This window comes from Streptomyces sp. NPDC017056, assembly GCF_044332485.1.
GTDB lineage: Bacteria > Actinomycetota > Actinomycetes > Streptomycetales > Streptomycetaceae > Streptomyces.
Genome location: NZ_JBIRPD010000036.1, coordinates 15,093 through 37,303, shown reverse-complemented (window position 1 = coordinate 37,303; position 22,211 = coordinate 15,093). Strand labels below are relative to the sequence as shown.

Annotated in this window: 21 protein-coding genes; 12 read left to right on the top strand and 9 right to left on the bottom strand. The window is 73.0% G+C overall.

Annotated elements, in window-relative coordinates:
* Positions 1-136: 136 nt before the first annotated feature.
* A complete protein-coding gene (locus ACH4OW_RS38560) occupies positions 137-1,318 on the bottom strand; it encodes an alpha/beta hydrolase (RefSeq protein WP_398033496.1) in 1,182 nt (393 codons plus the stop codon).
* A gap of 295 nt (positions 1,319-1,613) precedes the next feature.
* Between ACH4OW_RS38560 and ACH4OW_RS38555 the strand changes: the two genes are divergently transcribed.
* Positions 1,614-2,210: a TetR/AcrR family transcriptional regulator gene (locus ACH4OW_RS38555; RefSeq protein ID WP_398033494.1), complete on the top strand. Its 597-nt coding sequence runs from the start codon at positions 1,614-1,616 to the stop codon at positions 2,208-2,210.
* A gap of 53 nt (positions 2,211-2,263) precedes the next feature.
* On the opposite strand, the gene ACH4OW_RS38550 is transcribed toward ACH4OW_RS38555, so the two are convergent.
* Together ACH4OW_RS38550 and ACH4OW_RS38545 are read right to left on the bottom strand one after the other, a co-directional pair.
* Positions 2,264-3,244: a DeoR/GlpR family DNA-binding transcription regulator gene (locus tag ACH4OW_RS38550; RefSeq protein WP_360136726.1), complete on the bottom strand. Its 981-nt coding sequence runs from the start codon at positions 3,242-3,244 to the stop codon at positions 2,264-2,266.
* Positions 3,245-3,467: 223 nt separating this feature from the next.
* A complete protein-coding gene (locus ACH4OW_RS38545) occupies positions 3,468-4,913 on the bottom strand; it encodes an NAD(P)H-quinone dehydrogenase (RefSeq protein WP_360136725.1) in 1,446 nt (481 codons plus the stop codon).
* Positions 4,914-5,009: 96 nt separating this feature from the next.
* Here ACH4OW_RS38545 and ACH4OW_RS38540 point away from each other — a divergent pair, with 96 nt between their 5' ends.
* The 4 genes from ACH4OW_RS38540 to ACH4OW_RS38525 all read left to right on the top strand — a co-directional run bounded on the left by ACH4OW_RS38540 (position 5,010) and on the right by ACH4OW_RS38525 (position 9,783).
* A complete protein-coding gene (locus tag ACH4OW_RS38540) occupies positions 5,010-5,447 on the top strand; it encodes a gamma-glutamylcyclotransferase (protein ID WP_360136724.1) in 438 nt (145 codons plus the stop codon).
* Positions 5,448-5,616: 169 nt separating this feature from the next.
* Positions 5,617-6,438 (top strand): purine-nucleoside phosphorylase, encoded by an 822-nt coding sequence (locus tag ACH4OW_RS38535; RefSeq protein ID WP_360136723.1) that lies wholly within the window; start codon positions 5,617-5,619, stop codon positions 6,436-6,438.
* Between the two features lie 238 nt (positions 6,439-6,676).
* Positions 6,677-8,350, top strand: a complete 1,674-nt coding sequence (locus ACH4OW_RS38530) for a phospho-sugar mutase (RefSeq protein WP_398033491.1) — start codon at positions 6,677-6,679, stop codon at positions 8,348-8,350.
* Positions 8,351-8,547: 197 nt separating this feature from the next.
* A complete protein-coding gene (locus ACH4OW_RS38525; protein ID WP_398033489.1) occupies positions 8,548-9,783 on the top strand; it encodes a hypothetical protein in 1,236 nt (411 codons plus the stop codon).
* 52 nt (positions 9,784-9,835) lie between these two features.
* Here the strand turns inward: ACH4OW_RS38525 and ACH4OW_RS38520 are convergent, their stop codons facing one another.
* From ACH4OW_RS38520 to ACH4OW_RS38505, 4 genes are all read right to left on the bottom strand, one after another.
* Positions 9,836-10,465 carry a PH domain-containing protein gene (locus tag ACH4OW_RS38520; protein ID WP_398033486.1) on the bottom strand — a complete coding sequence of 210 codons (630 nt, stop codon included), beginning with the start codon at positions 10,463-10,465 and terminating at the stop codon, positions 9,836-9,838.
* 80 nt (positions 10,466-10,545) lie between these two features.
* Positions 10,546-11,193, bottom strand: a complete 648-nt coding sequence (locus tag ACH4OW_RS38515; protein ID WP_360136719.1) for a class F sortase — start codon at positions 11,191-11,193, stop codon at positions 10,546-10,548.
* On the bottom strand, positions 11,190-12,287 hold the full coding sequence (locus tag ACH4OW_RS38510; protein WP_398033483.1) for a hypothetical protein: 1,098 nt from the start codon (positions 12,285-12,287) through the stop codon (positions 11,190-11,192). Before ACH4OW_RS38510 ends, ACH4OW_RS38515 begins: the two co-directional genes overlap by 4 nt.
* 283 nt (positions 12,288-12,570) lie before the next feature.
* Entirely contained in the window at positions 12,571-13,179 is a 609-nt protein-coding gene (locus ACH4OW_RS38505) for a hypothetical protein (protein WP_398033480.1), read from the bottom strand.
* Positions 13,180-13,469: 290 nt separating this feature from the next.
* Here ACH4OW_RS38505 and deoC point away from each other — a divergent pair, with 290 nt between their 5' ends.
* From deoC to ACH4OW_RS38490, 3 genes are read left to right on the top strand one after another with little or no spacing between them, the layout of a single operon-like run.
* Positions 13,470-14,465 carry a deoxyribose-phosphate aldolase gene (gene deoC, locus ACH4OW_RS38500; RefSeq protein WP_360136732.1) on the top strand — a complete coding sequence of 332 codons (996 nt, stop codon included), beginning with the start codon at positions 13,470-13,472 and terminating at the stop codon, positions 14,463-14,465.
* Between the two features lie 4 nt (positions 14,466-14,469).
* Positions 14,470-15,900, top strand: coding sequence for an aldehyde dehydrogenase family protein (locus ACH4OW_RS38495; RefSeq protein ID WP_360136716.1), 1,431 nt, complete (start codon positions 14,470-14,472; stop codon positions 15,898-15,900).
* Positions 15,893-16,795, top strand: a complete 903-nt coding sequence (locus tag ACH4OW_RS38490; RefSeq protein ID WP_398033477.1) for an aldehyde dehydrogenase family protein — start codon at positions 15,893-15,895, stop codon at positions 16,793-16,795. The genes ACH4OW_RS38495 and ACH4OW_RS38490 overlap by 8 nt, the downstream gene beginning before the upstream one ends.
* Before the next feature lie 114 nt (positions 16,796-16,909).
* On the opposite strand, the gene ACH4OW_RS38485 is transcribed toward ACH4OW_RS38490, so the two are convergent.
* On the bottom strand, positions 16,910-17,305 hold the full coding sequence (locus tag ACH4OW_RS38485) for a hypothetical protein (RefSeq protein WP_360136714.1): 396 nt from the start codon (positions 17,303-17,305) through the stop codon (positions 16,910-16,912).
* A 137-nt stretch (positions 17,306-17,442) separates the two neighbouring features.
* On the opposite strand from ACH4OW_RS38485, the gene ACH4OW_RS38480 reads away from it, so the two are divergent.
* Positions 17,443-18,126 (top strand): uridine kinase, encoded by a 684-nt coding sequence (locus ACH4OW_RS38480; RefSeq protein ID WP_398033474.1) that lies wholly within the window; start codon positions 17,443-17,445, stop codon positions 18,124-18,126.
* Positions 18,127-18,241: 115 nt separating this feature from the next.
* On the opposite strand, the gene ACH4OW_RS38475 is transcribed toward ACH4OW_RS38480, so the two are convergent.
* On the bottom strand, positions 18,242-19,039 hold the full coding sequence (locus ACH4OW_RS38475) for a SigE family RNA polymerase sigma factor (protein WP_398033472.1): 798 nt from the start codon (positions 19,037-19,039) through the stop codon (positions 18,242-18,244).
* 186 nt (positions 19,040-19,225) lie between these two features.
* On the opposite strand from ACH4OW_RS38475, the gene afsQ1 reads away from it, so the two are divergent.
* From afsQ1 to ACH4OW_RS38460, 3 genes are read left to right on the top strand one after another with little or no spacing between them, the layout of a single operon-like run.
* On the top strand, positions 19,226-19,903 hold the full coding sequence (afsQ1, locus tag ACH4OW_RS38470; RefSeq protein ID WP_004571966.1) for a two-component system response regulator AfsQ1: 678 nt from the start codon (positions 19,226-19,228) through the stop codon (positions 19,901-19,903).
* Entirely contained in the window at positions 19,900-21,558 is a 1,659-nt protein-coding gene (locus ACH4OW_RS38465) for an ATP-binding protein (RefSeq protein ID WP_398033469.1), read from the top strand. The genes afsQ1 and ACH4OW_RS38465 overlap by 4 nt, the downstream gene beginning before the upstream one ends.
* Positions 21,555-22,208 carry a hypothetical protein gene (locus tag ACH4OW_RS38460; RefSeq protein ID WP_398033467.1) on the top strand — a complete coding sequence of 218 codons (654 nt, stop codon included), beginning with the start codon at positions 21,555-21,557 and terminating at the stop codon, positions 22,206-22,208. The genes ACH4OW_RS38465 and ACH4OW_RS38460 overlap by 4 nt, the downstream gene beginning before the upstream one ends.
* The last annotated feature ends 3 nt before the right edge of the window (positions 22,209-22,211 follow it).

Below are 22,211 nucleotides of genomic sequence, written 5' to 3'. Positions count from 1 at the left end.
GCCCCAATCCGGGGCCGCCCGGGGGCGCGGGCCGCCCCCCGCCCGCCCGCGCCCGCACACTCAAAACTCCACCACCCCCCCCGGGTGGGCGGGGCGGGGGGGGGGGGGGGGGTGGCGCCCCCCCCCGCCACTCGTTCTAGGAGTTGCCCACCACGTCCTGCGGGAACGTCAGCTGCCTGCTCATCCACTGGAGCGCGGCGGGCAGTTCGCGCCGCCAGGTCGCGAAGTTGTGGCTGCCCTGGTCGAGGATGATCGACTCGGCCTTCATCGGCGGCTTGACCGCACTCAGGAACTCCTTCGCCGCCGGGTAGTTCTTCTCGCCCTCGCGGCTGGTGCCGATCAGCACCGACACCTGCGGCGCCGGCAGGTGCGCCAGGCGCCACATCAGGTCGTGCTCCTGCTTGCGCTTGCCGCGGTCCTTGTCGTCGCCGAAGAGGTTGCCGGTGGTGGGGTCGCTGGTGACCTTGTAGTCCGGCGAGAGGGCCACCGCCGACGTGTACGTACGGGGGTGGCGCATGGTCAGCTGGAGGGCGCAGCTGCCGCCCGACGAGTAGCCGAGCACACCCCAGCCGCCCGGGTCGTGCCCGACCCTGTAGTGCGACTTGAGCGCGTCGGGCAGGTCGTCCGCGAAGAACGTCTCGGCCTGGGGGCCGCCCGGCACGTCCACACACTGGGTGTCGCGCGGCGGCGCGATGGTCGGCCGCAGCATGACGATGACGGTGGGCTGCATCTTCTGCTGCGCGATCAGCTCACCGGCCGTCTGCGGCACCCGCAGGTGCTGCCCCAGCAGGAAGTGGCCGCCGGGGTAGCCGCTGATCGCGACGACGACGGGGAAGCGCTGGCGCTCGTACTGCTTCTGGAAGTACTGCGGCGGCAGGTAGACGTACGCCGGGTCCACGGCCTTGGTGCGCTTGCCGACGATCCGTACGGACTCCACCCGGCCCGCCTTCTCCGGCGGGCCCTTCGGTATGCCGTGCACCTTGTCCAGCCCCTCGGGCCCGGCGGCCTGCACGAGCCCCTTCGACGGGTCGCCTGCCGGGCCGGCTCCCCCGTCGCCCCACTTGGCGACCGCGCCGGGGGCGTCGTCGTACAGGCCGAGCAGTTCGTGCCAGGAACCGTAGAACTGGAAGTTGGCGTTCACGACGAGGCCCAGCGCGGCGACGATCGACAGCTGCGTGGCAACGATGGACCCGATCCGGCCCAGCCAGGCCAACGGTCCGCGCTTGGCGAAGCGCGGCCACTGCCAGAGTGTGAGCCCCACACACACCACGGCGACCGCGATCATCGTGTACAGCAGCGGTCTGCTGGTCAGTTCCATTGCTTCCCCAGGTGTTCCGGCACACGTTCCGACGGCCCCTAAAGACCTCATTGCGCCAGGTTTGATGCCCCCCGGCCGCGTCCCGTTGCCGCCTTGCGCACTTGTTCCCCAAGGCGCCCACGCTCCCTTCCCTCCCCGACACCTGCGGGCCGCCTCGCGTCCACCCGGCGCCCGGGGCCACGCCCCGGGGCAGGGCGCGGCAGCCGTCCGAAGGCTTGTGCGGTGGGGGCAGTGGCATCCTGGGGACACCGGTCCGGTCCAGGGGCCGCGCTCAGGGAGGACGGCGAGGACGGCGATGGTGACCGAGACGGCAGGGCAGGAATCCGTACGACCCATGCGTGCCGACGCGCGCCGCAACTACGAGCGGCTGCTCGCGGTGGCCCGCACGGCCTTCACGGACCACGGCACCGACACCTCGCTGGAGGACATCGCGCGGCGCGCGGGCGTGGGGATCGGCACGCTCTACCGGCACTTCCCGAACCGGACGGCTCTGATGGGCGCCGTGTTCCAGGGGGAGGTGGACGCGCTGCTGGCGCACGCCAGGGAGCTGGGGGACTCGCCGCAGCCGTGTGCGGCGCTCGTGGAGTGGCTGCGGGCGATCATCGCGCACGCGAGCACCTACCGGGGGCTGTCGCGGGCGCTGATGGCCGCGCCCGGCGACGCCAGTTCGGGGCTGTCGCGGTGCAGCGTCCCGATGCGCGAGGCGGGCGGCGAACTGCTCGCCCGCGCGCAGGAAGCCGGCGCCGTACGCTCCGATGTGAACATCAACGATCTGATGCAGCTGACCAACGGCATCGCCCTGGCCGTGGAGGAGTCACCGGACGATCCGCACCTGGCCGACCGGCTGCTCACGCTGACGCTGACGGGGCTGCGGGCCGAGCAGCGGGCCTGAGCCCGTCCGGACTCGCGGTGCCGGCGCGCCCTGGCAGGGGCGCCGGCCTCCGCTCAGCGGCGGCGCGGTGCCAGGTCGGCGACCCGGCCGCCCGGCGGCTCCGCCAACGGCGTCGCCGTCCGCAGCTGCGGTCCCGAACCGCCGCCGCCCGGTGCCAGGTTGCGCCGCTGTCCCGGCAGCGGCACGTCTCTGCGTGGGCCCCGGCGGTCGGCCGCCATCACCTCCGCTCCGGGCGGTCCGGACCCGGCGCCAGAGCCGCCCGCCACCGCGATCTGCACGCCCTGGTCGGCCAGGGCCTGCAGCTCGGTGGCGGCCCGGTCGTCGTGGCCCGGCGGCTCGTCGGTCACCAGACGGGTGATGACGTCGGTGGGCACGGTCTGGAACATGGTGTCCGTACCGAGCTTGGTGTGGTCGGCCAGCACCACGACCTCCGCCGCCGCCTGCACCAGCGCCCGGTCCACGCTCGCGGAGAGCATGTTGGACGTGGACAGGCCGCGCTCGGCGGTCAGGCCGCTGCCCGACAGGAAGGCGCGGGAGACCCGCAGCCCCTGGAGGGACTGCTCGGCACCGCTGCCGACCAGCGCGTAGTTCGAGCCGCGCAGGGTGCCGCCGGTCATCACGACCTCGACACGGTTGGCGTGAGCCAACGCCTGGGCGACCAGGAGGGAGTTGGTGACCACGGTCAGACCGGGCACCCGAGCGAGCCGGCGGGCCAGCTCCTGCGTGGTGGTCCCGGCGCCGACCACGATGGCCTCGCCTTCTTCGACGAAGCCGGCGGCGAGATCGGCGATGGCCGTCTTCTCCGCGGTCGCTAGATGGGATTTCTGTGGGAAGCCGGACTCCCGGGCGAAGCCGCCCGGCAGAACCGCACCGCCGTGCCGGCGGTCGAGCAGTCCTTCTGCCTCCAGCGCCCGCACGTCCCGCCGTACGGTTACTTCGGAGGTCTGGACGACGCGGGCGAGCTCACGGAGCGACACCGCTCCGTTCGCGCGCACCATTTCGAGGATCAGTTGGCGACGTTCTGCAGCGAACACGAAACTGACAGTAACGCCAACGACCGTCTGCTTTCAGCAGGTTGCACCAAATAACGGAAGTTGTTCGTTCCCGACCCTCGCACGTGGTATATGCCGGTGGCCGGTCACTCAGCGGCACAGGACCGCCAGGAAACGGCGGCCCCGGGCGCCACGCACCGTCACGCGATCGGACAAGCGGTACGCGAAGCGCACCGCCCGCCCTCCGGCGATTCAGCCGTCCGGCCTACTCGCCGGCGCCCTTCCGCGTGTGCAGCTGCCGCGCCACCTCGGCGATCGAGCCCGACAGCGACGGGTAGACCGTGAACGCGCTGGCGATCTGCTCCACCGTCAGGTTGTTGTCCACCGCTATCGAGATCGGGTGGATCAGCTCGCTGGCGCGCGGCGAGACAACCACACCGCCGACCACGATGCCCGTACCGGGCCGGCAGAACAGCTTCACGAAGCCGTCGCGGATGCCCTGCATCTTCGCGCGCGGGTTGCGCAACAGCGGCAGCTTGACGACCCGGGCGTCTATACGGCCCGCGTCCACGTCCGCCTGGCTGTAGCCGACGGTGGCGATCTCCGGGTCCGTGAAGACATTCGCCGAGACGGTCTTGAGGTTGAGCGGCGTCACCGCGTCGCCCAGGAAGTGGTACATCGCGATGCGGCCCTGCATCGCGGCGACCGAGGCCAGCGCGAAGACGCCGGTGCAGTCGCCGGCCGCGTAGACGCCGGGGGCCGAGGTGCGCGAGACCTTGTCCGTCCAGATGTGGCCGGACTCCTTGAGCCGTACGCCGGCCTCTTCGAGCCCGATGCCCGCGGTGTTCGGGATGGAGCCCACCGCCATCAGGCAGTGCGAGCCGGTGATCGTACGACCGTCCGACAGGGTGACCTCGACCCGGTCGCCCACCCTCTTGGCGGAGGCCGCCCGCGAGCGCGCCATCACGTTCATGCCGCGGCGGCGGAAGACGTCCTCCAGGACCGCGGCGGCGTCCGGGTCCTCGCCCGGCAGCACGCGGTCGCGGGACGAGACGAGGGTGACGCGGGAGCCGAGCGCCTGGTAGGCGCCCGCGAACTCGGCGCCGGTGACGCCGGAGCCGACCACGATCAGCTCTTCCGGCAGCTCGTCGAGGTCGTAGACCTGCGTCCAGTTCAGGATGCGCTCGCCGTCCGGCTGCGCGTCCGGGATCTCGCGCGGGTGCGCGCCGGTCGCGACGAGCACCGCGTCCGCGGTCAGCGTCTCCTCGGTGCCGTCCGCCGCGGTGACCGTCACCGTGCGCGAACCGTCCGGCGACTGCCCCGGCTCCAGCCGGCCGCGGCCGCGCAGCACCCGGCCACCCGCACGGGTGACGGAGGCGGTGATGTCATGCGACTGGGCGAGCGCGAGGCGCTTCACCCGGCGGTTGACCTTGCCGAGGTCCACCCCGACGACCCGCGCGGGCCGGTCGACCGGCGGGGTGTCGTCCTCGACGATGATGCCGAGTTCGTCGTACGAGGAGTCGAAGGTGGTCATCACCTCGGCCGTCGCGATGAGGGTCTTGGACGGGACGCAGTCGGTCAGCACCGACGCCCCGCCCAGTCCGTCGCAGTCGACGACGGTCACCTCCGCGCCGAGAGAGGCGCCCACCAGGGCCGCCTCGTATCCGCCGGGTCCGCCACCGATGATCACGATCCGAGTCACGTACTCCATTGTCCCGCACGCCCGCGCCGGGTTACCCCCCGGGGGCCGCCGTTCGAACCTCGCGTACCACGAGCACACCCCCTGACCTCCCGTACCCTCGGAACCATGTCGCTCTACGCCGCGTACGCCGGCAACCTCGACGCGCGGCTGATGACCCGCCGCGCTCCGCACTCGCCGCTGCGCGGCACCGGCTGGCTCAACGGCTGGCGGCTCACCTTCGGCGGGGAACAGATGGGCTGGGAGGGAGCGCTGCCGACGATCGTCGAGGCCCCCCGCTCCCAGGTCTTCGTCGCCCTCTACGACATCGCGCCCATGGACGAGGAGTCCATGGACCGCTGGGAGGGCGTCGGCATGGACATCTACCGCCGGATGCGGGTACGCGTCCACACCCTCGAAGGCGACGAGGCGGCCTGGCTGTACGTCCTCAACGGCTACGAGGGCGGCCTGCCCGCCGCCCGCTACCTGGGCGAGATCGCCGACGCGGCCGAGTCGGCGGGCGCGCCGCACGACTACGTGATGGAGCTGCGCAAGCGGCCCTGCTGACCGGTCGGCGCCCGTTTGCGCGGCTCCCGGCCCCGTGGGGCGAAGGGCCGCCACAGGCCCGCTTCCCGGCGGCGGGCCATCGCCTCGGTCATTCGTACGAAAAGATCCCGGCGGCCCCGTCGGCTGCGACATCTACGCGCGTAGGCAATTACCGGCTACCCTCGTCCGCGTGAACGCATCTGTTACCCCGGACATCGCGCGCGACCCGCAGGGTGCCGCCGCTGACGCCGCCGCCCGCCTGCGCGAGTTGACCGGCGCCGAGACCCACGACGTCGCCCTGGTGATGGGCTCCGGCTGGGCTCCGGCCGCCGAGGCCCTGGGCGCGCCCGAGCACGAATTCCCGGTCACCGAGCTGCCCGGCTTCCCGGCGCCCGCCGTCGAGGGCCACGGCGGCAAGATTCGCTCGTACAAGATCGGCGAGAAGCGGGCCCTGGTCTTCCTGGGCCGTACGCACTACTACGAGGGCCGCGGTGTCGCCCCCGTGGCGCACGGCGTGCGGACCGCCGTCGCCGCCGGCTGCAAGACCGTGGTGCTCACCAACGGGTGCGGCGGCCTGCGCGACGGCATGAGCCCCGGCCAGCCGGTCCTCATCAGCGACCACCTGAACCTGACCGCCACCTCCCCGATCGTCGGCGCCCGCTTCGTCGACCTGACCGACCTGTACTCGCAGCGGCTGCGCGCGCTGTGCAAGGAGGTCGACGCGACGCTGGAAGAGGGCGTGTACGCCCAGCTCCCCGGCCCGCACTACGAGACCCCCGCCGAGATCAAGATGCTGCGCACCATGGGCGCCGACCTGGTCGGCATGTCCACCGTGCTGGAGGCGATCGCCGCCCGCGAGGCCGGCGCCGAGGTGCTCGGGCTCTCGCTGGTGACCAACCTCGCCGCGGGCATGACCGGCGAGCCGCTCAACCACGAAGAGGTGCTCCAGGCCGGGCGCGACTCCGCGACCCGCATGGGCAGCCTGCTCGCCCAGGTGCTCGGCAAGCTCTGAGCACAGCCGTAGCGCTGAGGCTGTAGCTGGAGCCGTAGCTGTACGGAACCGTGCGGGGCGCACCGGTGCGCCCCCTGCGGAACGGGCCGGGCCGGCCGGGGCAGTCCCCCGCCGGTCCGGCGCGGCGTGCGTGGCCGGCGCCCGCGCGTTCGCCGGTCGAACCATCGCGCGGAGTGGGTAAGCGTTGAGAGCGCCGGGCGCTTCCCCCCACCACCGCAACCACAGGCAGGAGCATCACGTGGCAACCGATTCCGCGGAGCTGATCAGCCGGGCGAAGGCATGGCTGGCCGAGGACCCCGACCCGGAGACCCGCGAAGAGCTGGGCAAGCTCATCGACGCCGAGGACGCCGACGAGCTGGCGGCCCGGTTCGCGGGCACGCTGCAGTTCGGCACGGCCGGGCTGCGCGGCGAGCTGGGCGCGGGCCCGATGCGGATGAACCGCGCCGTCGTCATCCGGGCGGCGGCCGGGCTCGCGGCGTACCTCAAGGACCAGGGGCAGGCCGGGGGCCTGGTCGTCATCGGGTACGACGCGCGCTACAAGAGCGCCGACTTCGCGCGGGACACCGCGGCCGTGATGGTGGGCGCGGGGCTGCGCGCCGCGGTGCTGCCGCGCCCGCTGCCCACCCCGGTCCTGGCCTTCGCCATACGCCACCTGGGCGCCGTCGCCGGCGTCGAGGTCACCGCGAGCCACAACCCGCCGCGCGACAACGGCTACAAGGTCTACCTGGGCGACGGTTCGCAGATCGTGCCGCCCGCCGACGGGCTGATCGCGGAGCGGATCGCGGCGGTGGCGTCGCTGGACGACGTGCCGCGGCCGGAGGAAGGCTGGGAGGTGCTGGGCGAGGACGTACTCCAGGCGTACCTGGAGCGTACGGACGCGGTGCTCACGCCGGGCTCGCCGCGCGACACGCAGGTGGTCTACACGCCGATGCACGGCGTCGGCCGCGACGTGCTGGTCGCCGCCTTCGCGCGGGCCGGCTTCCCGGCGCCGACCGTGGTCGCCGAGCAGGCCGAGCCGGACCCGGACTTCCCGACCGTGGCCTTCCCCAACCCGGAGGAGCCGGACGCGATGGACCTGTCCTTCGCGACCGCGCGCACCGTCGGCCCGGACATCGTCATCGCCAACGACCCGGACGCGGACCGCTGCGCCGTCGCCGTACCGGCCCCCGGTACCGAGGCCGGCTGGCGCATGCTGCGCGGTGACGAGGTCGGCGCGCTGCTGGCCGCGCACCTGGTGAGCAAGCAGGCGTCCGGCACCTTCGCGACCACGATCGTGTCGTCCTCGCTGCTGTCGCGGATCGCCGCCGGGGCCTCGCTCCCGTACGAGGAGACGCTGACCGGCTTCAAATGGCTGGCCCGCGTGGACGGCCTGCGGTACGCGTACGAAGAGGCGCTGGGCTACTGCGTCGACCCCGAGGGCGTGCGGGACAAGGACGGCATCACCGCCGCCCTGCTGATCACCGAGCTGGCCGCCGAGCTGAAGCAGTCCGGCCGCACGCTGACGGACCTGCTGGACGACCTGGCCCTGGAGTTCGGCCTGCACGCCACCGACCAGCTGTCGGTCCGCGTCGAGGACCTCTCGCTGATCGCCTCGGCCATGCGGCGGCTGCGCGAGCAGCCCCCGGCCGCCCTGGCGGGCCTGGCCGTGTCGTCCTCCGACGACCTCTCCCGGGGGACGGACGCGCTGCCGCCCACCGACGGCCTGCGCTACTACCTGGCGGGCGCGGAGCAGGACGGCGTCGAGGGCGGCCGGGTGGTGGTCCGGCCCAGCGGTACCGAGCCCAAGCTGAAGTGCTACCTGGAGGTCGTGGTGCCGGTCGCGGACGCCGGCGGGCTGGCCGCCGCGCGTGCCAAGGCCGACGCGGTGCTCGGCGCCATCAAGGCGGACCTGTCGGCGGCGGCCGGCATCTGACCTGCCCGGCGCGAGCCGCCTGCGCGGAGCGGGCCCCGGGACCCGAGGGTTCCTGGGCCCGTTTCTCGTACGGGTGACATTCACGTACGGGTGACAGGCGTACTGCACCTGTCGCAGTACGCCCCCGCGCACGCGCGCGCTCCGGGACACCCTGGTCTGGTCCGACCAGCTGCCCAGCCTGCCCGGGAGTCGCCGCAGTGTTCCCGAGCGCGTCCCGTACGGCCGCCGTCACCGCACCGGCGGCCTCCGCTCCCCCGGGCCCCGCCGCGCGGCCGGCCCCGAGCCTGCCGCGCCGCGCCGGTCCCGCCCTGCTCGGCTACACCGCCGTACGCCTGCTGGGCACCCTCGTGATGCTGAAATGGGCGCACCTCCAGCACCGCGGCCTGTGGCCGCTGCTGGCCAACCGGTGGGATTCCCGCTGGTACCTGGGCATCGCCGACCACGGCTACGCGGAGACGTTCGACGTGAGCGGCTTCAACGAGAGCAACCTGGCCTTCTTCCCGCTGTACCCGGTTCTGGTCAAGGGCGTCGCTGGGGTGACGCCCGGCTCCCGCGCGTCGGTCGGGCTGGTCGTCGCGGCCGGCTGCTCGCTGCTGGCCGCCTGGGGGATCTACGCGGTGGGCGAGCGGCTGTACGGACGGCGGGTGGGCACCGTGCTGGCCGTGCTGTGGGGCGCCACGCCGGTCGCCGCCATCCAGTGGATGGGTTACACGGAGTCGCTGTTCACCGCGCTGGCGGCCTGGTCGCTGTACGCCGTGCTGGCCGACCGCTGGGTGATGGCCGGCGCGCTCTGCCTGCTCGCCGGGCTCACCCGGCCCACCGGCCTGGCCCTCGTCGCGGGGGTCTGCGTCAGCGCCGTCGTGGCCCTGTGGCGCCTGCGCCGTACCGCGCCCGTCCCCATATCCACGGAACCGGACCCGGGCCGCGGCCGGGTGCGCCGGATCGTCCTCGGCGCGGTGCTCGCGCCGCTGGGCTGGCTCGCGTACGTCGGCTGGGTCGGCCTGCGGCTGGGGCGCGCCGACGGCTACTACGCGGTCCAGCGGCAGTGGGACAACCAGTGGGACGGCGGCAAGCAGACGCTGCGCACGATGCGCGACACCCTCATGTACCCGGCGCACCCACAGCTTTTCCTGGTGGTGGTGTCGCTGGTGCTGATCGCGTCGGCCGCGCTCTTCCTGCTGTGCCTGTTCGACCGTCAGCCGCTGCCGCTCCTGGTCTTCAGCGGGGTGCTGCTGCTGATCGTCCTGGGCAGCGGCGGCGTCTACTTCCCCCGCGCGCGCTTCCTGCTTCCCGGCTTCCCGCTGCTGCTTCCCCTGGCTTTGGCCATCGCCCGCGCGCACCGTCGCGTTGCCGTGCTCTCGCTGTCGGCCGCCGCACTGGGTTCGGCGTACTTCGGCGCTTACATGACGCTGGTGTACGGCGGGCCACCGTGACGCGCGCCGGCGCCGGCACCCCGCCTACAGCACCGCGTCTACAGCGCCCCGCCTACACCGCGATGAGCACCGCCAGCGCCACCGCGCCCACCACGCACGGCACGATCACCTCGTACGCCCACTTCACCACCGGCGTGCCCTGCGCGCCGTCCCGCTTGGCGCCGCGCTCGCGCAGCTCCCGCAGTTCGTCGAGGGCCCGGTCGGCGGTGGCGCGCGGCGGGGGCGCCGCCGGGGCCGGGCCCAGGTGCGGGTCGTGGTGGTCCGGGCGTCCGGCGGCGCGGGCCGCCTGCCGGTTGGCCTTCTTGCGCTGCCGCAGCGACACGGGGATCGACCAGAGCTGGTACTTCGTGCCGTCCGCCGTGAAGACCTCGCTGGAGAACGACGCCCGCAGGTCCTCGACCGCCGCCCACGGCAGCGTGATCGTACGGAACGGATTGCGCACCACCAGCCGGTCCGCGCCCGCGCGCACCAGCGGGCGCAGGGTGAAGGCGGTCACCAGCGGCACCGCGAACAGCAGCCCGGCCACCGCCAGCAGCTTGGTGTGCGCCGCGCCGCGCACCAGCGCGTCGCCGCCCAGCCAGGCGGCGAGCGCGAGCAGCAGCACCCCGCCGACGAGGGCGGCGGGCGAGCGGTAGCTGCGGTCCGCGTACTGCTGCGGGGAGGACTGTTCCGGGCTCGTCATGCTGCCGATTGTGCCTGAGCGTCCGGATGCCGGACATTGCGTTACGGCATCATTCGTACGCCCTGCTCCCCGGCCGCGTCTCAGGCCGCCACCAGATCGGCGTAGACCACGATGTTGTCCGGCCGGTGGCCGCCGGCCAGGGCGCCGCCGCAGGTCACCAGGCGCAGCTCGGGCCGGTCGGTGTCCCCGTAGACCCGCTGGGTGGGGAACGCCTTCTTGTCCACCTGCTGGAGCTCCCGCACGGCGAAGACCGCGGTCCGGCCGTCCGCCCGGTCGACGTAGATCTTGTCGCCGACCCCGATACGGCCGACGTCCTTGAGTACGGCCGGTCCCTCGGCGGTGTCGTAGTGGCCGATCAGGACGGCGGGGCCGGTCTCGCCCGGGGTGACGCCCTTGTCGTACCAGCCGATCCGGCCCGCCTGGGCCACGGACGGCACCTCGACCGTGCCGTCGGCGGCCAGCCCCAGGTCCAGGACGGGCCCGGTGTTCACCCCGGCGGCCGGTATGCGGACGCGTACGGGCTCGGCCGCCGGCAGCGCGGCCGCCGTGGGGCGCGGGCTCGCGGTGGGGGCGCTCGTGTTCGCCACGTGGACGGGCGGCGCCGCGCCGGAGGGCGCGCCGCCGCGCAGGAAGCCCCAGGTGACCAGTGCGCCGCCCATCGCGAACAGGAGCAGGCAGGCCGCCGTCAGCGGGCCGCCCGCCCGGCGTCCCCCTGCGGGACGGCTCAAGCCCGCGCTCCCTCGGACTGCCGGCGGCGCCGCACCGCGAAGGCGACGCCCGCGGCACCGGCGGCGGCGAGCGCGCCGCCCGCGGCGAACAGCGGGGTGTTGTCCGGCGCCTCGGCGCCGTCGTAGCCGGCGGCCACCGCGCCCTTGGGCAGCACCTTGGTCTGGGTGGCGGTCGGCGCGGCCTGCGAGCCGGGGGCGGCCGCGGCCTTGCTGCCGGCCGCCTTGGCGGCGTGCGTGCCACCCGGGACGCCGGACGCGCCGGGCTTCGCGACCAGGGCGCAGCCCTTGGGCATGGTGGGGAAGTTGGCATGGCCGGCCGGGTAGCTGCCGCCCTGCATCTTGAAGCGGAACGTGGGGCGGGCGCTGTACGGGTCGACGATCTTCGCGCCGAAGCGGGCCAGGGTCGGGTGCGTACGGTCGAGGGAGGCGCCCGGCACCGCGTTGCCCGGACCGTCCTCGAACGTCACCCTGGGCCCCTTGGAGCTGTTGCTCATGACGGCCAGGGTGCCGCCGCCGATGGCCACGCGGCGGCTGACGGTGCAGCTCTTGCGGCCGTCGGAAGCGGTGCCGCCGGGCTTGCGGGCGGCCTGCCCGGTGCCCTTGCCGCCCTGGCCGCTCTTGCCGGTCTCCTTGCCGCCGGTGGCCGGCGCGCCGGACTTCGGCAGCGCGTAGGTCTTCGCCCCGCCCTTGCCGCCGCCGACGTGCAGCTTCGGGGAGGTGCCGGAGGTGCCGGACAGGCGCAGGGACAGGCCCTTGACCTGCGCGGACCGGTGGTTGCTGTCCAGGACGTCGAGCACCCGCACCAGGTACCAGTCGCCGGGCTTCCACTGCGGTCCGACGTAGCGGATCCACGCCTCGGGGCCGCCCGCCGAGCGCACGTTGCGCAGCACGGCCACCATGCCGTTGCCGATGTAGACCGGCTGTCCCGCGTAGCGGCCGGCGCCGTCGGAGGCGGGCTTCGCGGCGGCGGCCGTCGCCGCGGTGCCGGGCGTGGCGGCGAAGGCTCCGGAGGCGGAGCCGAGGAGGGCGGCTCCGAGCGCGGCGGACGCGACGGCGGTACGCAGCGTGCGACGACGTGCGGACAGTACGGTCATGGGAAACCCCCGTTGATGGTCGGCCGTTCGGCGACGAGACCACATCCGCCGTCCTGTACGGGTCGGTCCGGAAGGTGCTGCGGTGCGGTGCGGCACTTAAGAAGGTAGGGGACGGCCGTGACAGGCCGTCCGCTGTTGTGTAACGGCCACCTCACAGAAGCCCATCACTCCCCGGCGTGCCTGTTACAGACGGATTCCCGCGCACGCGGAAAGCGGCCCGCCGGTGACCGGCGGGCCGCTGGAACCGCGTGCGGCGTCTGGTGACTTCGGCGTACCGCCCGGCTCAGCGGGCGACGTGCGAGGTCACGCCGCCGTCGGTCTCCAGCACGGCCCACAGGGAGCCGACCTTGATCGCCGCGCGGAACTTCGCCTCGCCGTCGACCTCCATCGTGCCGAGCGTGCGCCCGTCCTTGCCGACCAGGACCGCGCGGTAGTGCTGGTCACCGAGTTCGGTCACCCGGGCGACGGTCTTCCCGTCGGCGAGCGTCTCGTTGTGCGGGCCGGTCGGGCGGGCCTTCGCGAACCAGGAGGCGACCTCGCCCTTCGAGGAGAGCGCGATGATCATTCCGTTGACGTTGCCGGCATCGCAGGGCTCGGCGGGGGTCGCCTCGATGGAGCCGAACGGCCGGCCGTCGTCGAAGAAGCCGTCCGCACGGTAATGGCCGGGGCCCACCCGGTAGACCTTGACCACGGAGACGCCGTCCGCCAGCTTCACCGTACGGACGTAGGTGCCGCCGCCCGCCTCCGGGCGGGCCTGGGCACCCTCGGTGGCGCCGTGCGCCGGGGCGGCGGCGAACGCGCCGGACGCCGGGCCGAGAGCGGTGACGGCCACGGCGGCGCAGGCCGCGGCGGTGAGCAGGATCGTGCGGCGGCGCGTAACTGATGCAGACATGCGGGAACTCCATCGCTGGCTGGTGGTGCCGGACTGGATGATCGAATACGTCGCATGCCGCCTCCCGGACGGGTGGGGCCGTGAGGTCTGGCGGTGGCGGTGCGGCATACCGTACGGACGGCTTTTGACCGCTCGGCCCCCGTTGCGTAACGGCTGCGGCGCGGGAAGGCGTACGTCCGGTATCAGCGGACGTCACCGTAAAAAACGGAATTGTCCGTGCCGCCGCGCCATCCCCTCGGCACAGGGGGGTGACATGCAGCTACGCGCGTAGATATGCTCCCCTCGTGACCATGCCCACCACTGTTCCCGCATACGGCAAGGAAGCCGCGGGGCGTCTGGCGTCGATGGCGGACGTGACCGCTTCCGACGGTGCGCTGCGCCGCTTCCTGCACGGCCTCCCGGGTGTCGACGCGGTCGGCCTCCAGGCCCGCGCCGCGACCCTCGGCACCCGCTCGATCAAGACGACGGCGAAGGCGTACGCCATCGATCTCGCCATCTCGATGATCGACCTGACGACGCTCGAAGGAGCGGACACCCCGGGCAAGGTCCGGGCTCTGTGCGCCAAGGGCGTCCACCCCGACCCCACCGACGGCACCACCCCCAAGGTCGCCGCGATCTGCGTCTACCCCGACATGGTGGCGACGGCCAAGGAGGCCCTGACCGGCTCCGGCATCCACGTCGCCTCCGTCGCCACCGCCTTCCCGGCGGGGCGCGCCGCGCTGCCCGTCAAGCTGGCCGACACCCGTGACGCGGTCGCGGCCGGCGCCGACGAGATCGACATGGTGATCGACCGGGGCGCCTTCCTGTCCGGCCGCTACCTGGCGGTCTTCGAGGAGATCAAGCAGGTGAAGGAGGCGTGCCGCCGCGAGGACGGCTCGTACGCCCACCTGAAGGTGATCTTCGAGACCGGCGAGCTCCAGACGTACGACAACGTGCGCCGGGTCTCCTGGCTCGCGATGCTCGCGGGCGCCGACTTCATCAAGACCTCGACCGGCAAGGTCGCGGTCAACGCCACCCCGCCGGTGACCCTGCTGATGCTGGAGGCCGTCCGCGACTTCCACGCCACGACCGGGGTGCAGGTCGGCGTGAAGCCGGCCGGCGGCATCCGCACGACCAAGGACGCGATGAAGTACCTGGTCATGGTCAACGAGACGCTGGGCGATCAGTGGCTGACCGCGGACTGGTTCCGCTTCGGCGCCTCCAGCCTGCTCAACGACCTGCTGATGCAGCGCCAGAAGCTCGGCACCGGCCGCTACTCCGGCCCCGACTACGTCACGGTGGACTGAACCGATGAGCTTTGAATACGCACCGGCGCCCGAGTCGCGCGCCGTCGTCGACATCGCGCCGTCCTACGGCCTGTTCATCGACGGCGAGTTCGCCGAGGCCGCCGACGGCAAGGTCTTCAAGACCGTCTCGCCCGCGAACGAGGAAGTCCTCTCCGAGGTCGCGCAGGCCGGCTCCGACGACGTGGACCGCGCCGTCAAGGCCGCCCGCAAGGCGTTCGAGAAGTGGTCGGCGCTGCCCGGCGCCGAGCGCGCCAAGTACCTGTTCCGCATCGCGCGGATCATCCAGGAGCGCTCCCGCGAGCTGGCCGTGCTGGAGTCGCTGGACAACGGCAAGCCGATCCGCGAGTCCCGCGACTCGGACCTGCCGCTGGTCGCCGCGCACTTCTTCTACTACGCGGGCTGGGCCGACAAGCTGGGCCACGCGGGCTACGGCGCCGACCCGAAGCCGCTGGGCGTGGCCGGCCAGGTCATCCCGTGGAACTTCCCGCTGCTGATGCTGGCGTGGAAGATCGCCCCGGCGCTGGCCTGCGGCAACACCGTCGTCCTCAAGCCCGCCGAGACCACGCCGCTGTCCGCGCTGTTCTTCGCGGACATCTGCCGCCAGGCGGGCCTGCCCAAGGGCGTCGTCAACATCCTGACCGGTGACGGCTCGACCGGCGCCGAGCTGGTCGCGCACCCGGACGTGAACAAGGTCGCCTTCACCGGCTCGACCGAGGTCGGCAAGGCCATCGCCCGTACCGTCGCCGGCACGGACAAGAAGCTCACCCTGGAGCTGGGCGGCAAGGCCGCGAACATCGTCTTCGACGACGCTCCGATCGACCAGGCCGTCGAGGGCATCGTCAACGGCATCTTCTTCAATCAGGGCCACGTGTGCTGCGCGGGTTCGCGCCTGCTGGTGCAGGAGTCCGTGCAGGACGAGCTGCTGGACGCGCTCAAGCGCCGGATGAGCACGCTGCGCGTCGGCGACCCGCTGGACAAGAACACCGACATCGGCGCCATCAACTCCGCCGAGCAGCTGGCCCGTATCAAGGCGCTGGCCGACGCGGGCGAGTCCGAGGGCGCCGAGCGCTGGGCCCCGGCCTGCGAGCTGCCCGACGCGGGTTACTGGTTCGCGCCGACGCTGTTCACCGGCGTCACCCAGGCGCACCGCATCGCCCAGGAGGAGATCTTCGGGCCGGTGCTGTCGGTGCTCACCTTCCGTACGCCGGAAGAGGCGGTCGCCAAGGCCAACAACACCCCGTACGGCCTGTCGGCGGGCGTCTGGACGGAGAAGGGCTCGCGCATCCTGTGGATGGCGAGCAAGCTCCGGGCGGGCATCGTCTGGTCCAACACGTTCAACAAGTTCGACCCGGCCTCGCCGTTCGGCGGTTACAAGGAGTCGGGCTTCGGCCGCGAGGGCGGCCGGCACGGTCTGGAGGCGTACCTCAATGTCTGATCGTTTGAGCGTGCTCAAGACCTACAAGCTGTACGTCGGGGGCAAGTTCCCCCGGTCCGAGAGCGGGCGGGTGTACGAGGTGACCACAGCGACATCAGCCGCTGCCGCGGCGGGAAAGGGCAAGTGGCTCGCCAACGCCCCGCTGTCCTCCCGTAAGGACGCCCGGGACGCGGTGGTCGCGGCCCGCAAGGCGTTCGGCGGCTGGTCCGGCGCGACCGCGTACAACCGCGGCCAGATCCTCTACCGCGTCGCCGAGATGCTGGAGGGCCGCCGCGAGCAGTTCGCCGCGGAGGTCGCCGACGCCGAGGGCCTGTCGAAGGCCAAGGCCGCGGCGCAGGTGGACGCGGCGATCGACCGCTGGGTCTGGTACGCGGGCTGGTCCGACAAGGTCGCCCAGATCGCGGGCTCCGCCAACCCGGTCGCCGGGCCGTACTTCAACCTGTCCTCCCCTGAGCCGACCGGCGTGGTGGCCGTGCTGGCGCCGCAGGAGTCGTCGTTCCTCGGCCTGGTGTCGGTGATCGCCCCGGCGATCGTCACGGGCAACACGGTCGTGGTCGTCACGAGCGAGCAGTCCCCGCTGCCGGCGCTGTCGCTGGGCGAGGTGCTGGCCACCTCCGACCTGCCGGGCGGCGTGGTCAACGTGCTGTCGGGCCGCGTCAACGAGCTGGGCGGGCCGCTGGCCGCGCACCAGGACGTCAACGCGATCGACCTGGCGGGCGCCGCGGCCGACGCGGAGCTGGTCAAGGCGCTGGAGACGGCCGCGGCCGACAACCTCAAGCGCGTACTGCGTCCACAGGCTGTGGACGGCGTCGCCGACTGGACCGCCGACCCCGGTACGGAACGGCTGCTGGCCTTCCTGGAGACGAAGACCGTCTGGCACCCGATGGGGATCTGATCCCCCGGTCCCCCGGCCCGCGAGCGTCCGCGCCCGCGGGTACCCGCTTCCGCCCGCCCTCGTCCGTCCACGAGGGCGGGCGGACCGCGTTCCGCCGCGTACCCGCCGGCGCCCTCAACCGGGCAGCAGGGACACGACCTTCTCCGTGACCGGCATGTCCTTCAACGCGCCGCCGCCCGCGATCGGGTCCGTCACCACGCCCGTGGTCAGCGGCTTGAAGTCGGCGATCTGCGTACCCACCTTGTTGGTCAGCGGATCGGCGGCGGTGCCGGCCAGCGGATCCAGCTTGAGGCTCTTGACCGGCCCGACGCCGCCCGCCATGGAGTGCAGCAGCGCGCCGCCCAGCGCCTTGCCCGCCGCCTTGATGTCGAGCTCGTGGGCGGACGCCGCGCCCGCCGGTGCCGCGCCGGACACCGCGAAAGCCGCACCGGCCGCCGTGAGCGCCAGCCCGGCGCGCACCAGACCGCGGGGTACGCGGCGCCGGTGCCTGGGTCGTGCGTGAGAGGCCATGTGCCACCTACCTGTTGTATCGCAAGGCTCATCATCGAGTAATCGAACGATTACGAAGCGTAGTTGAGGCGGCTCGGGCGTTCCAGCGAGCACGCACCGGGTAACCCGCACGGCCCAATGCGCGACAATGGCTCCCCGTGAGCCCGCACTCTCCCGCCCGGCCGCCTGCCGCCCGGGTCGTCCTGCTGACCGGCCCGTCCGGCTCCGGCAAGTCGTCCCTCGCCGCCCGCACCGGCCTGCCCGTCCTCAACCTCGACGACTTCTACAAGGAGGGCACGGACCCGACGCTGCCGCAGCTGCCCGACGGCGGCGGCGCCGACTGGGACTCACCGCTGTCGTGGGACGCGGACGCCGCCGTCGCCGCAATCGAGGCCCTGTGCCGCACGGGGCGGACCGCCGTACCGGTGTACGACATCGCCACCAGCGCGCGCACCGGCGAAACGGTGCTGGACCGGGGCGACGCCGTGCTGTTCGTCGCGGAGGGCGTCTTCGCGGCGGACATCGTCGCGCACTGCCGGGCCGCGGGCCTGCTGGCCGACGCCCTGTGCCTGCGCGGCCGTCCCACCACGACGTTCCGGCGCAGGCTCGCCCGCGACCTGCGCGAGGGCCGCAAGCCGGCCTTGTACCTGCTGCGCCGCGGCCTGCGGCTGCTGCGCGCCGAACGTGCGCTCGTCGAGCGGCACACCGCCCTGGGCGCGTTCCCCTGCGCCAAACCGGAGGCACTGGCGCGGATAGCCGCCGTACGGGCCCCGGCCGACGCGGCCGCCCAGGCCCCGCGGACCGCCGCTGCTGCCGCCGGCCCCGTGGAGGTCCGCGCCTGAACGGCGAAGGAGCGGATTCGCGCCGTACCCCCCGGCCGGCCGAATCCGCTCCTCATTCCCCCCGTGTTCCCCCGTTCCCCCCGGGTCCCCCCTCGGCCCCCGTCTTCCCCGCCCCTCAGGCCACCAGCTCGCCGAAGGACTCCTGCTCGTCACGGCCGAAGCTGAGGACCTCGTCCTCGCGCAGCCGGCGCAGGGAGCGCCAGATGCTGGACTTCACCGTGCCGACACTGATGTTGAGAATGTCCGCGATCTCCGGGTCCGTGCGGCCCTCGTAGTAGCGCAGCACGAGCATCGTGCGCTGCGTCTCGGGCAGCCGGGCCAGCGCCTGCCACAGCACGGCACGCAGCTCCGTACCCCGCATCGCGTCCGCGTCGCCGGCCGTCTCCGGCAGCTCCTCGGTCGGGTACTCGTTCAGCTTGCGGCGGCGCCACGCGCTGATGTGCAGGTTGGTCATCGTGCGGCGCAGGTAGCCGCCCAGCGCCGCCTTGTCGCTGATCCGGTCCCACGCCCGGTAGGTCGAGAACAGCGCGCTCTGCAGCAGGTCCTCGGCCTCGAAGCGGTCACCGGTCAGGTGGTAGGCGGTGGCGTACAGGGAAGCGCGGCGCTCCTGGACGTAGGCGGTGAACGCCGCAGCGGCGTCCCCCGTACCCTCCGCCTTCGACGTGGAGTGCCGTTCCCCCGTGCCTTCCCTGTACGCCGTTCCCCCGTCGGAACCACCGTTTCCCCCGTTGGTTCCGCGTCCCCCGTCGCCCTGCGTCATCGCGTCGATCGCGATCATGTAAGGAATGCGATGACGCCCGGTGCCGCGAGCGCACCCCCGCCCGCCCACGGCACCGGACTTCTCGGCGGTCCGGCCGACGTCGTGCAGACGCGTGATGACTGCGCTGGTAGTGGTGCTGTGCAGTGTGTTCATCGCGCGCCCCCCGTCGGTAGACCCTGCTGGCTTCGGTTCGTGCTGGGGAAAACTCTGCCGAAGCAGTTTCATGACGCTGTCTGCCGTCTGTCACAGCCCTGTCACAGCGGGCGGGCCGGGCTGTGGACACCGCGCGGACACCGTGCAAGTCGAAGTCGCGGTCCGCCATGGGCCAGAATGGCCGGTGTGCCTTTCCTGTTGCTGATCGAGGACGACGACGCCATCCGCACGGCCCTCGAACTCTCCCTGTCGCGCCAGGGTCACCGTGTGGTGACCGCGGCGACGGGCGAGGACGGCCTGAAGCTGCTGCGCGAGCAGCGCCCGGACCTGATCGTGCTGGACGTGATGCTGCCGGGCATCGACGGTTTCGAGGTGTGCCGGCGGATCAGGCGTACGGACCAACTGCCCATCATCCTGCTGACCGCGCGCAACGACGACATCGACGTGGTGGTCGGGCTGGAGTCCGGCGCCGACGACTACGTGGTCAAGCCGGTGCAGGGCCGGGTCCTGGACGCCCGTATCCGGGCAGTGCTGCGGCGCGGGGAGCGCGAGTCCAACGATGCGGCGACCTTCGGTTCGCTGGTGATCGACCGCTCGGCGATGACGGTCACCAAGAACGGTGAGGACCTGCAACTGACACCCACCGAGCTGCGGTTGCTGCTGGAGCTGAGCCGCCGCCCCGGGCAGGCCCTCTCCCGCCAGCAGCTGCTGCGCCTGGTGTGGGAGCACGACTACCTCGGCGACTCCCGGCTGGTCGACGCGTGCGTGCAGCGGCTGCGCGCGAAGGTGGAGGACGTGCCGTCCTCGCCGACCCTGATCCGTACGGTCCGCGGTGTCGGCTACCGGCTGGACACGCCGCAGTGACGGAGCGTTCTCCCGAGAGCCGTACGGACGCCGAGGCGGCCGGCGACGGCGAGGGCGCGCCGGAGCGGCCGTCCTTCCTCCGGCGGTGCGTGCGGGCGCTCGGGCTGCTGCGCTGGACCAGCCTGCGGCTGCGGCTGGTCGTGGTCTTCGCGCTGGTCGCGCTGACCGCCGCGGTCTCCGCCTCCGGCATCGCGTACTGGCTCAACCGCAACACCGTGCTGGACCGCACCCAGAACTCCGCGCTCAACGACTTCCGCAAGTCGCTGGAGGACAGCACCCGTTCCCTGCCGCTGCGCCCGCGGTGCGCGGAGCTGCAGGACGCCGCGCGCCAGATGGCGGGCGGCCCGCAGAACTACGCGGTGCTGCTGGTCGCGCGGGGCAGCGACGGCAAGCAGTGCGTGGCGTCCACCGACACGGAGCTGTTCACGCTGGGCACCGTGCCCAAGACCTTGCAGAAGGCGGTCAACGAGAGGCGCGCCGTCGACGACGGCAACCGCGTCCCGTACCACATGTACTGGCAGCGCAAGGAGCTGCAGGACACCCCGTACCTCGTCGCCGGGGCCCGCATGAACGGCGGCGGCCCGACCGGCTACATGCTCAAGTCGCTGGCCACCGAGCGGCAGGACCTCAACTCGCTGGCCTGGTCGCTGGGGATCGCCACCGCGCTGGCGCTGGTCGGCTCCGCGCTGCTGGCGCAGGCCGCCGCGACCACCGTGCTGCGGCCCGTACAGCGGCTGGGGCACGCGGCCCGGCAGCTGGGCGAAGGGCGGCTGGACACCCGGCTGCGGGTGACCGGCACCGACGAACTCGCCGACCTCTCGCGCACCTTCAACCGCACGGCCGAACGCCTGGAACAGCGGGTCGAGGAGCTGAGCGGCCGCGAGGCGTCCTCCCGCCGCTTCGTGGCCGACATGTCGCACGAGCTGCGGACGCCGCTGACGGCGATCACGGCCGTCACCGAGGTGCTGGAGGAAGAGGAGGACTCCCTCGACCCGATGATCGCGCCCGCGGTGAAGCTGGTGGTCAGCGAGACCCGGCGGCTGAACGACCTGGTGGAGAACCTGATGGAGGTCACCCGCTTCGACGCGGGGACGGCACGGCTGGTCCAGGACGACGTGGACGTCGCGGACCAGGTGACCGCGTGCATCGACGCGCGGGCCTGGCTGGACGCGGTCGAACTGGACGCCGAGCGCGGCATCGTGGCCCGCCTGGACCCGCGCCGCCTGGACGTCATCCTGGCCAACCTCATCGGCAACGCGCTCAAGCACGGCGGTTCGCCGGTGCGGGTGTCGGTGCGCACCGAGACCACGGCGGACGGCGAGGACCTGGTGATCCGGGTACGGGACCACGGGCCCGGCATCCCCCAGGAGGTCCTGCCGCACGTGTTCGACCGCTTCTACAAGGCGAGCGCGTCCCGGCCGCGGTCCGAGGGCAGCGGCCTGGGCCTGTCGATCGCGCTGGAGAACGCGCACATCCACGGCGGTGACATCACGGCCGCGAACTCGTCCGAGGGCGGCGCGGTCTTCACCCTGCGGCTGCCGGTGGGCACCTCGGACCCGGCCCGTACCGAGGAAGGGAACGGGGAAGCGGACGAGGGCGCAGGCCCCGGAGGGGGCGCGGAGCCCCGCGGCACGGAAGGCGGTGACGGCCGGTGACCCGGCGCGTCCGTACCCCCCTCGGCGTCCGGGCCCGGCGCCCGCGCCGCGCCGCCGTGCTGACGGCCGCGGCCCTGGCCGCCCTCGCGCCGGCCCTCGCGGGCTGCGGCATCCGCGGCACGTCCGTGCCGGTGGACGCCGGGAGCGCGCCCTCCCGGGTCAGCTGCAAGGTCCCGGGGTCCGCTGCCCCTGCGGTGCCCGACGGCGCGCCGGTCAAGGTGTACCTGGTGTGCAGTTCGGCGCTGGCGACGGTGCACCGGACCGTGACGGTGCCCACGCAGCGTCCGGCCGACCGCCTCCAGATGGCCCGCGACCTGCTGGACGAGCTCCAGGAGCAGCCGGGTCCCGCCGAGGAGGAGGCCGGGTTCAGTACGTCGGTGCCCGAGGACCTGGAGGTGTCCGCGCCGCGCGCGGGCGACCCCGAGGGGACGCTGCGGCTGAGCACGCGGCCGGAGGACCTGCCGTCCTCCGCGCTCGCCCAGCTCGTGTGCACGTTCGGCGGGAACGCGGCGCTGGGCGGCACGGACGCCGCGGTGCTGGGCGGCCCCGGTGACAGCCACCCGCTGCGGTACGGCTGCACGGCGGAGGTGCGCGCCCACCCGGAGAACGTGCAGAGCACGGGGTGGGGCAGTCCCGTACCGCAGGAGTAGCCG

Coding starts and splice junctions, on each gene's coding strand:
- ACH4OW_RS38560 (WP_398033496.1), bottom strand. CDS start 1,318: ATGGAACTGACCAGCAGACCGCTGCTGTACACGATGATCGCGGTCGCC.
- ACH4OW_RS38555 (WP_398033494.1), top strand. CDS start 1,614: ATGGTGACCGAGACGGCAGGGCAGGAATCCGTACGACCCATGCGTGCC.
- ACH4OW_RS38545 (WP_360136725.1), bottom strand. CDS start 4,913: ATGGAGTACGTGACTCGGATCGTGATCATCGGTGGCGGACCCGGCGGA.
- ACH4OW_RS38540 (WP_360136724.1), top strand. CDS start 5,010: ATGTCGCTCTACGCCGCGTACGCCGGCAACCTCGACGCGCGGCTGATG.
- ACH4OW_RS38520 (WP_398033486.1), bottom strand. CDS start 10,465: ATGACGAGCCCGGAACAGTCCTCCCCGCAGCAGTACGCGGACCGCAGC.
- ACH4OW_RS38510 (WP_398033483.1), bottom strand. CDS start 12,287: ATGACCGTACTGTCCGCACGTCGTCGCACGCTGCGTACCGCCGTCGCG.
- ACH4OW_RS38505 (WP_398033480.1), bottom strand. CDS start 13,179: ATGTCTGCATCAGTTACGCGCCGCCGCACGATCCTGCTCACCGCCGCG.
- deoC (WP_360136732.1), top strand. CDS start 13,470: ATGCCCACCACTGTTCCCGCATACGGCAAGGAAGCCGCGGGGCGTCTG.
- ACH4OW_RS38495 (WP_360136716.1), top strand. CDS start 14,470: ATGAGCTTTGAATACGCACCGGCGCCCGAGTCGCGCGCCGTCGTCGAC.
- ACH4OW_RS38490 (WP_398033477.1), top strand. CDS start 15,893: ATGTCTGATCGTTTGAGCGTGCTCAAGACCTACAAGCTGTACGTCGGG.
- ACH4OW_RS38485 (WP_360136714.1), bottom strand. CDS start 17,305: ATGGCCTCTCACGCACGACCCAGGCACCGGCGCCGCGTACCCCGCGGT.
- ACH4OW_RS38475 (WP_398033472.1), bottom strand. CDS start 19,039: ATGAACACACTGCACAGCACCACTACCAGCGCAGTCATCACGCGTCTG.